We start from the raw sequence: 9,779 nt of genomic DNA on the forward strand, positions 1-9,779 counted from the left end.
TTAATACAACAAATTATAAAGGACGATTTCTCTCAGCTAGTCGATTAACAATTGCATTTAACGTTAACGATGCACCGTGAGCGAACTTATCTGATAGTTTTTTCTTAATTTGATACTGAACTTTGTAGACCGTTCTTTCTTGAGCTTTTTTCATGATTAAATCATCACTGGTGCGAATAGCATCAATCAAGCCTAACTCAAGTGCTTGTTTACCAAACCAGTGTTCACCAGTTGCCACTTTTTCTAGCGCAAGCTCTGGACGATATTGAGTCACAAAATCTTTGAATAGTTCATGAGTTTCTTCAATTTCTTGTTGGAACTTCTTACGACCTTCTTCAGTATTTTCACCAAACACAGTCAAAGTACGCTTAAAGTCACCTGCAGTATGTTGCTCATAATCAATATCGTGCTTTTTCAGTAAACGATTAAAATTCGGAATTTGAGCTACAACTCCAATTGAACCAACAATGGCAAATGGTGCTGCATAAATATGGTTAGCCACACACGCCATCATATAACCACCACTTGCTGCAACTTTGTCTACACAAACTGTTAGTGGGATTTCTGCTTGACGTATTCTATCTAATTGACTGGAAGCTAAACCATAGCCGTGTACCATGCCACCGCCACTTTCAACATTAACAATGACTTCATCTTCTTTGGTTGCGATAGCAAGTACTGCGCTTACTTCTTCACGAAGCGACGAAACTTCATGGGCATCAATACTGCCTTTAAAGTCAATGACAAAGCTCTTTGGCTTTGCTACATCTTCATTTTTTGATTCCGCTTTTTCTTGTTTTTTTAGCTCTTTTTCGTAGGCTTTAAAGGCTTTCTTATCCAACATTTCTTCTTTTAAGCCGTGAACAAGATCATTTAGCTTATCTGTAATATTGGTGATTTTTAACTCACCTTTTTCACTTTTATGCTTTCCTGTTGCTGCAACTACGACTAAAACCACAGCTAGGATCGACAATACTAAAGTCACGGCTTTAGCCAAAAATAATCCGTATTCGTATAAAAATTCCAAAGGTAACTCCAAGAGTAAAAATTTTGATTACGATTGTAACAAAAAAAGCCCGACATCTGCCGGGCTCTTGCTAATTTATTTAACGCTTATTCACACGGCTTAATCACATCATCTCCACTATTAATGAAGATTTGTGGCTTACCAGCATGAGCACTTTTAGCAAAGGCAATTACTTGACTCTGCATTTCTAGCGAAACCGTTAAGAAGTCAGTATTAGGCGTTGAGTTAAACTCACTCGAAGGGTTAACCAGTGTACTGTGTGCACCTTTAACAAAGCGAACTGCGCCACTTCCAGCTACACCCACAGGTTTACCATCTACAATATCACCTTTCTTACTAACACACTTCAAACCGATTGCACTAATGAGTGGCTCTGTACCTGCTAATGGGAAACCTTTTAGAGGTAAAGTCACATCTTTAGAAATCGGCAAGCCGTTGAAACGGTTTGGTAGAACGCGATCTGAAGGATTGTCATTGCCGTTACCTACAATTTCAATCAGGTGAGTCGGAATGTTCATCGCCTTCATTGCCGCACCATAGTTGATTGGATCAATCGAATCTATGATGGTTTGTACAGCGAAACCAAATTGTGGGATGAAACCAACATACACTTGACGTTGTAAAGCTTCATAAGCATCAGGGTCATCCTCTTTCGAGATGTTCTTAGCTTTTGCCGCATCTGTAACTAACTTAGAGAATTGAGGATTAGATTGAAGCGCTTGGTATAGAGTTTGACCAAAGGTATTAGAACCAGCAAAACTTGCTGCTAAACCACCACTTGGCGCAACTAAAGACACACCACTGATTGCATAAGGGTTAGTATCTAATTTTTTACCTGTCGCAGGGTTAACGATACCTGAATTAGCGTAAACACTGAAGTCAGCTGAAATCATAGCACCCAAGCTTAAGCCTTGAGCAGTAACGCCATTAACATCTAAAACTGTTTTAACAGCGTCATTAGTTGCCCAAGCACTATTCGCGCCTTTAAGCTGCTGTGAAATAACAGGCAACGCTAAACGTAAAGCCAATTCATCCATGATCCCTTGGCGGAAGTTATCACGAATGGTCAAAGGGCTACCAATATTTACAAAGGTCGTTGCCGAACCTTTAAAGTCTTGGTAGCTATCTGGCAGTAATCTTTTAACACTGTCAGGTGAAGTTGCACTGACTAAGTAAGGCCCAGAATTACCTTCACGGTAAGAGCGACCACCGTGTAAAGGTAAATCAATTGCGATAGTAGAAACGCCCTTAGATGCATAGGTACCTGAATACACGAGAGCCATTTCTTTTACAGCCGAAATCCCATGCATTGCAATCGTTACAGGGAAGCCTGCAGTAGGCATTTTCACGTCATCTGATTCTTTAGGAATGGTAATTTGCACATCTACTGTTTCATATTCAAAGTTACCTTGATCGTCTTTACGAATCGCAGGTAATGGATTGAACTTAGTCAGCATTTGTGCTGAATCAACTGGAGAACCGTTATCAAGTTTAAATGTCTTTCCAACAAGAAGTGATGGATTAGTTTGTACTTGAGCCACTTGTGCAGGCGTTAACCCTTGTGCTACCGCTTGCTGAGCAAATTTAGCTTGAGAAAGACCTCCAGACTTAATTGCAGACAATACAGCTAGAGGACTATCACCAGCAGCTTTCCAGAAACCTGTTGGATTATTAGCCGCATCACGCTCTTTACACTGAACCGACGAACATTCGCTATAAATAGGTAATCTAAGTTTAGCGCTATAGACAATTGCATTGTCTAAGATCGTTTTCTCTAATGATGGTTCAGTGATTTTTAACCGATCGGCAGCAGTTGCTGGTGCATCACCGTTCATAACTTGCTTAACACTACCAGGAACAACGGTTGGCGCGTATGGATATTTCTTACTTAATCCACTTAAATACGTAGCATCTGGCGTATTACCCGCTTTTTGATATGCAGTTAGCTCCGTAATGTAACCTTGGAAATCAGCCGCCATTTTTGCTTTAGCTGTTTCAAACACATTAGCTACAGATTGAGTTGTGTATAGACCAGCATAAGTGATGCTTTTCGGATCGACTTCTTTTGAGACACCAGCCTCATAGCTGTTTACTACTGTTTGTAAGGTGCGCTGCTGATCTGTACCCAATGGATTGGTTTTCACATCAAGTTTAAGAGCATTATAAGTAGTGGAAGGACCGATTGCTCGACCTTCAGTATCTTCAACTTTCGTTGTGACTACATAGAGATATGATTGATTCGCTTTTAAAGGCTTAAGAGGAACGACAGAAATTTGGTTACCTGATACAGCGGTTGTAAAGTCAGTGCCGTATTGCAATTCAGAGCCAACCTTACAAGCACTAAGAGAAGGTTTGCTTTTACAGCTAGCATCAGAAGACAAAACACCACCAACTGTTGCTTCAAACACTCGGATTGCGCCAGCCTGCTTTACAGATGCTTCTGAAATACCTAAATCAACAGCTTCATCATTCTTATTCTTTGTAGGAAGATTAACTTTAATGTTAATAGGTTCTGTGGTTGACCAACCATCAAGCGCGCCCAAAGCTACTTGTGGATTAGTATATTTCCCAGGGCCTTCACCTGGCACGTTTAAAGTACCATCAGTAGTGCCATTAAATAGCAAGTCATTTGGAAGCGGGACAGAAGAATTCGCAGGATCAAATACTAAAGTGGCTTGCGGAATCAATGGAGTCGGGTTCTTTGCAATATCGTCAATACTACCATCACCGCATGCAGTTAAGCCTAGTGCTGACGCTATTACTGTGCCAAGTAATAGTTTTTTCATCTTTTTTCCTCTATTTTACGAGAACGAATTTTGTTTTTCCCAAAAAAAAGTCACAATAGAAGCATCGTGATTTGAATGGGCATTTTTTTGTTCTTTAATGGTTCAAGTTAACTCAAAATTAATAGGTTAGCCATAATTTTGTCAATTTGACTAAAACTAAATATGTTCAAAAAACAGGACACCTGTTTAAAACACTAGAAGACAATTCTATCAAACGTTTAATAGACGGGCATTCTATAAAATTGGAGGCAGTATCAAATGTTAGAATACCAAGCAGAACAAAGTTCTCTTTCGGGGAAAGTAATTCTGGTAACAGGTGCAGGAGACGGCATAGGTCGAGCAGCCGCAATAAAGTATGCCGAGTATGGTGCTACCGTGATTTTACTAGGTAGAACAGTAAAAAAACTTGAGCACGTTTATGATGAAATTGAGCAAGCGGGTTATCCACAACCAGCCATCATTCCTTTAGATTTAAAAGGTGCTACCGAGCAAAACTACAAGGATATGGCAGATACCATTGAAGAGCAGTTCGGCAAGCTGGATGGATTGCTTCATAACGCAAGTATCGTTGGTGCATTAGGGCCTTTTGAGCACATTGATATCCCAACCGCAGAAGACATTTTCAAAATCAACGTTACTTCTCAAATCATGGTAACAAAAGCGCTATTACCTGTAATGCGTAAGTCTGATTCAGCTTCAATTGTGTTTACTTCAAGTGGCGTGGGTCGCAAAGGCCGTGCTTACTGGGGTCCATATGCTATCTCAAAATTTGCGACAGAAGGAATGATGCAGGTGCTTGCTGATGAATGTGAAGGCTCAGTTGTAAGAGTTAATTCAATAAATCCAGGCGCCACACGAACCGAAATGCGTGCTAAAGCTTACCCAGGTGAAGATCCATTAAAGCTAAAGACCCCTGAAGAAATTATGCCAGCATACTTATACTTAATGTCTGAAGATTCTAAAGATGTAAATGGTCAAGAGTTAAACGCTCAATAGCTTTTTAAAATCAAAAAAGGAGTCGATCGACTCCTTTTTTTATTAAAGAAAATTAACTAACGGTTAATGCTGAAGTCATTAACTTAAAGCTATCCCCTCTGTCTCGAAGGCTTTTTCCGAGCGTTTGAAACAGTACTATGTTTTCTAACAGCTCGACGAATTTTTGCACTTTTCACTTTTTTAGCTCTATCTGTACTGTGTTTATCTGTACCTAAGAAAGTGCGATTTTCTGGTACTAAACCAGCCATTTGTCTAAGATAATTGACCTGCTCAAGTGGTAATTCTACCCAACCACCTCGAGGAAGGCTTTTAGGCAGTTCAATCATGCCATAACGCACCCGTATCAAACGGCTAACTTGTACGTCTTGAGACTCCCACAAACGTCTGACTTCACGATTGCGACCTTCTTTTAAGGTAACATGCCACCATTGGTTAATGCCTTCACCACCAGCGGCTTTTACTTTATCGAAATTAGCAGGGCCATCTTCTAACATCACTCCCATTCTCAGGTGTTGAATATTAGCATCTGTAACTTCGCCAAAGGTTCTCACCGCATATTCACGCTCAACTTCATGAGATGGATGCATTAAACGGTTTGCAAGTTCACCGTCTGAGGTAAATAGCAATAAACCTGAAGTGTTAATATCTAATCGGCCTACTGCAACCCAACGCCCATCTCGAACTTTAGGTAAACGCTCAAAAACAGTGGTACGGCCTTCAGGATCTTTACGGCTACAAATTTCCCCTTCAGGTTTATGATAAGCAAGAACTCGACAAATCACGTCTTCAGATGACTTGATAGAAACCGCTCGCCCATCAATTCTAACTTTTGCATCAGATTCTACACGATCACCAATTGTAGCGATTTCTCCGTCAATACTAACTCGACCTGCAGCAATCCATGCCTCCATCTCACGACGGGAGCCATGGCCTGCACGGGCCAAGACTTTCTGCAATTTTTCACTCATTAGTTGACTCTTCTTTTGTTTCAGGCACGCTAATTTTTGGATTAAACAATGCCTGTAATGATTCAGGATCGGATAAAGCGGGTAACTCAGTTAAGCTGCTAAGCCCAAAATAAGATAAAAACTCAGTAGTTGTTGCGTACAATGCAGGACGCCCCGGCACTTCTCTGTGACCTACTGTTTTAATCCAATGCCTATCCGTAAGTGTTTTCATAATGTGACTATTAACCGTAACGCCCCTAACCTTCTCGATATCTCCACGAGTAACGGGTTGTTGATAAGCGATAACCGCTAATGTCTCAAGTGTTGCTTTAGAATATTTAGGAGATTTAGGAGATTTTTTCTCCCATATTGTTTGCAACATTGGGCTAAGAAACTCAGCCGTTTGAAATCGGAAACCACCAGCAACTTGAACCAGTTGGATTCCTCTTTCTTGATAATCTTGCTGTAATTCAGTAAGAGCTATTTTAATTTTATCTCGGGACACAACAAAATCAGACAGCACATTTTCTTTCAGTTGTGTCAGAGTTTGAGGTTTAGAGCTGACAAAAAGACTCGCTTCAATAAGTTGTTTAAGTTGTATCGCATTGATCTTCATTTTTGCTCTCGCCTAGAAATTATCTAGTATGCTTTGACATAAATTGTGGATAAGGGCTCAGTTTGAACCAGCTCAACTAACAACTCTTTTACTAGTTCCATAATGGCTAAAAAGCTAACAATAACTCCAGCACGACCTTCTTCAACATGAAACAACTCTTGAAATTGTGTATAGCGCTCAGTGCTCAGTTTTCCAAGGATTTCAACCATACGTTCCCGTGTCGATAAGACCTCTTTTTGAACATGATGATGTTCATTAGCCTCTACACGCTTTAACACTTCAGCAAATGCTCTGGCTAACTCTGTTAATGATACCTCGGGAGGAACCTGTTTAATCTCCACCTCACTCTCAGGCTCAAGACTTGAAGTAAATATATCTCGTTCTAACCTCGGTAACTCATCTATATCACTAGACGCCTGCTTAATGGTTTCATAGGCTTTTAACTGACGAATCAATAAAGCTCTAGGATCTTCCTCTTCCCCATCATCCAATTCAGGTTTAGGTAATAGTAACCTTGATTTGATCTCTGCAAGCGTTGCAGCCATAACTAAATAATCAGCAGCTAATTCAATACGGGCGTCTGTGAGTAACTCTATGTATTCTAGGTATTGCGATGTGATCTCATGTATAGGAAGATCAACAATATCCAGCTTTTGTTTTCGGATTAAGTATAAAAGTAGATCTAAAGGCCCCTCAAAAGCCTCTAAAAAAACTTCCAGTGCTTCAGGAGGAATAAATAAATCTGCTGGCATTTCATCAAAACTTTTCCCTCGAACAACTGCCAAGGGCAAACTCTGTTGAGTTACCTGCATTAACTTTCCTCTATCAGCCAGTCCATTAGAGTGTAATTATATCTGTATATACTCAGGTTATCTATTGGAATATAGATGGATATGCTGCTCTCTCATTGGCGATTGTCAGTTCTCAACTAATAATCATTCAAGATTAAATTGGAAATTAATCTTAACTAGCACTGAACAAGCATTGAAATGGATTACTTAGTACTTTGTATATGTTGAATATAGAACTTTACTTCTTATAGAGTATGGATACTCATACTCTATTGTAATTAGGGGGAAACAGCCAAAGAGTACGCTATCAAAACACTTTGTACTTAGGGATTTAAAGTCGTGTAACTATCTATCAACAGATAAAGAGGTAAATCTCATGTTTAAAAAGCTAGTTCCTACAATTGCATTCATTTTCCTAAGCCCTTTTTGTCAGGCGGCAGCGACAACGCCTCAACAAGTGTCAACTCCATCCAGCAACTTTACAAATTTCAAGTCTGCGAAAGCGTTTTGTAAGTATGCTAAGCAACATAAAGGTACTTTTGTATCATGCATACCAATATCAAACCCAAATAAAACAGCTGATTTAGAAGTAAAAATCGATGGTAAAAAAGCGACCCCAGATATAATAGTGTCTCATCAGGGCATGTTTGTTTATTACACTTTTGATAAGGACACTGTAATTAATGTGACTGTAACAAATCTAGAGACGAATAAAGCTATATATGATGGAGCAATTGAAGACAAACTTGGTTTGCAATGTGGGTATGATAAGTGTGCTCCTTGGGTGAAAGGCAAAGGATAGCATTGTACAACTACACTCACGGAGCTTTGTGAGTGTAGTGACTATACACGTGATACTATTGAAAAATACTAATATCCCCTACACCTTCACGTATCACTTCAATGCCATCAGACATGTCTATAACAGATGTCGGATTTTGAGCCAAATAACCACCATGGATAATGCAGTCAACCTGATGTTCAAGCATATCTCTAATATTCTCAGGATCTGATTCTGCATAATCTTCATTAGGCATAACTAAACTTGTAGACATTAAAGGCTCATCAAGTTCTTCTAACAAAGCAAGTGCAATCACATTGCTTGGCACTCTAATACCAATCGTCTTTTTCTTCTCAGACTGTAAACGCCTTGGTACTTCTTTAGTGGCTTTAAAAATAAATGTATAAGGGCCTGGAGTGCAAGATTTCAATAAGCGAAATGCTTGATTATCAACTCTTGCATATGTAGCAAGCTCAGACATATCACGGACCATTAAAGAGAAGTGATGGTCATGCTCAATTTTACGAATCCGAGTAATACGTGTCATGGCATCTTTGTTGCCAATCAAACACCCAAGGGCATAACCAGAATCAGTTGGATAGGCAATAACCCCACCTTGCTTTAAGATATTGACCGCTTGGCTAATTAAGCGAGGTTGCGGATTTTCCTCATGAATATAAAAAAATTGGCTCATGCTATGCTGCTCTTCCACTTTTCTGATTCCCAAATCCAATTAACACCCTTGGGTTGATACATATTCTTTCCAAGATCTAACCAACCACCGGGGAAATGAAAATCACTACCAAGCGAGGCCATCAATTGATTTTGATGACTCAACGCAATTAAATTTGCTCTATCATTTAATGACTGCTGCCCTAATACGACTTCAATCGCATCACCTCCAGCTTCTTTAAACTCTCGTACTAGACGCTTTAACCATTTAGGAGAAAACTTATAGCCACTTGGGTGTGCCAAAACGGCCTGACCTCCTGCTAAATGAATTATTTCAATGGCATTTTCTATGCTTTGCCAATTGTTAGGAACGTAACCTGTTTTCCCTTTCGACATGTATTTTTTAAATACACTACCTACGCATTTAGCATAACCATTATCTACAAGCCATCTCGCATAATGGCCGCGACTTAGCGCTGCATTTCCTGCATAGGATTTAGCACCGTCATAAGCTCCAACCACACCTGATTTTTCAAGTCTTCGCCCAATTTCAATGGCTCGCTCATTTCTCAAATTACGTTGTTTACTTAGAAAAGTATCAAGTTCAAAACATTCTGGGTCAATATTCAATCCAACAACGTGGATATCGTGATTCTCCCAATTAGTAGAAATTTCTACACCATTAATTAACTCTATTGGCAGGTTATTCTTAGCAATATGTGCATGAGCCTCCGCAAGGCCTGCAACTGTATCATGGTCTGTAATACTAAAAATATTTACTTGATTCTTAACTGCTCTATCAATCAATTCAGTAGGAGTTAATTGTCCATCAGAAGCGGTTGTATGAGCGTGTAAATCGATAAGGGTATCTTGATTTTCCATACATCCATTGTAACGGAATAGTTCAATAAAAAGATACAGCTATTTCAGTACTCATGTTGAAGATTAAGGCAGGATTACAGTGGATTTATTCAAGTATCAATAAATAAAAGAAGTAAGAAATTACTCCACTTATACTCAAAAAGAATTAAATAACCATATATGGTCTTTTGAGCAATCGTAAATCAATATAGCCTACTGCGTAAGCGCAAATTAGATTATCTAGCTCTGACTTTATAGAGGAGATATAAAATGGTATTTAAAAGACTCTTGTTTTTAGCAAT

Annotated in this window: 10 protein-coding genes (1 of these 10 only partly in view); 3 read left to right on the plus strand and 7 right to left on the minus strand. The window is 39.3% G+C overall.

The window, feature by feature from the left end; all coding sequences use genetic code 11:
• Positions 1–13: 13 nt before the first annotated feature.
• Complete coding sequence (sohB, locus tag E2H97_RS12260) at positions 14–1,027, minus strand: protease SohB (RefSeq protein ID WP_170308299.1); 1,014 nt, start codon at positions 1,025–1,027, stop codon at positions 14–16.
• Between the two features lie 86 nt (positions 1,028–1,113).
• A complete protein-coding gene (locus tag E2H97_RS12265; protein WP_133407406.1) occupies positions 1,114–3,813 on the minus strand; it encodes a VolA/Pla-1 family phospholipase in 2,700 nt (899 codons plus the stop codon).
• Positions 3,814–4,071: 258 nt separating this feature from the next.
• Between E2H97_RS12265 and E2H97_RS12270 the strand changes: the two genes are divergently transcribed.
• A complete protein-coding gene (locus E2H97_RS12270; RefSeq protein WP_133407407.1) occupies positions 4,072–4,809 on the plus strand; it encodes a YciK family oxidoreductase in 738 nt (245 codons plus the stop codon).
• Positions 4,810–4,898: 89 nt separating this feature from the next.
• Here E2H97_RS12270 and rluB read toward each other — a convergent pair whose 3' ends face one another.
• From rluB to E2H97_RS12285, 3 genes are read right to left on the minus strand one after another with little or no spacing between them, the layout of a single operon-like run.
• Positions 4,899–5,777 carry a 23S rRNA pseudouridine(2605) synthase RluB gene (gene rluB / locus E2H97_RS12275; RefSeq protein ID WP_133407408.1) on the minus strand — a complete coding sequence of 293 codons (879 nt, stop codon included), beginning with the start codon at positions 5,775–5,777 and terminating at the stop codon, positions 4,899–4,901.
• Positions 5,770–6,372 carry an SMC-Scp complex subunit ScpB gene (scpB, locus tag E2H97_RS12280; protein ID WP_133407409.1) on the minus strand — a complete coding sequence of 201 codons (603 nt, stop codon included), beginning with the start codon at positions 6,370–6,372 and terminating at the stop codon, positions 5,770–5,772. Before scpB ends, rluB begins: the two co-directional genes overlap by 8 nt.
• Before the next feature lie 23 nt (positions 6,373–6,395).
• Complete coding sequence (locus E2H97_RS12285) at positions 6,396–7,184, minus strand: segregation and condensation protein A (protein ID WP_133407410.1); 789 nt, start codon at positions 7,182–7,184, stop codon at positions 6,396–6,398.
• A gap of 355 nt (positions 7,185–7,539) precedes the next feature.
• On the opposite strand from E2H97_RS12285, the gene E2H97_RS12290 reads away from it, so the two are divergent.
• Entirely contained in the window at positions 7,540–7,965 is a 426-nt protein-coding gene (locus tag E2H97_RS12290) for a hypothetical protein (protein WP_133407411.1), read from the plus strand.
• 55 nt (positions 7,966–8,020) lie between these two features.
• On the opposite strand, the gene E2H97_RS12295 is transcribed toward E2H97_RS12290, so the two are convergent.
• Together E2H97_RS12295 and rnm are read right to left on the minus strand one after the other, a co-directional pair.
• A complete protein-coding gene (locus E2H97_RS12295; protein WP_133408639.1) occupies positions 8,021–8,638 on the minus strand; it encodes an L-threonylcarbamoyladenylate synthase in 618 nt (205 codons plus the stop codon).
• Positions 8,635–9,498 (minus strand): RNase RNM, encoded by an 864-nt coding sequence (rnm, locus tag E2H97_RS12300; protein WP_133407412.1) that lies wholly within the window; start codon positions 9,496–9,498, stop codon positions 8,635–8,637. The genes E2H97_RS12295 and rnm overlap by 4 nt, the downstream gene beginning before the upstream one ends.
• Before the next feature lie 249 nt (positions 9,499–9,747).
• On the opposite strand from rnm, the gene E2H97_RS12305 reads away from it, so the two are divergent.
• Positions 9,748–9,779 carry the 5' end (the start) of a hypothetical protein gene (locus E2H97_RS12305; protein ID WP_133407413.1) on the plus strand. 376 nt of this gene lie beyond the right edge of the window, so the window shows 32 of its 408 coding nt (coding positions 1–32); the start codon lies at positions 9,748–9,750; its stop codon lies off the right edge, out of view.

Source organism: Parashewanella tropica (assembly GCF_004358445.1).
In the GTDB taxonomy this organism is placed as follows: Bacteria; Pseudomonadota; Gammaproteobacteria; order Enterobacterales; family Shewanellaceae; genus Parashewanella; species Parashewanella tropica.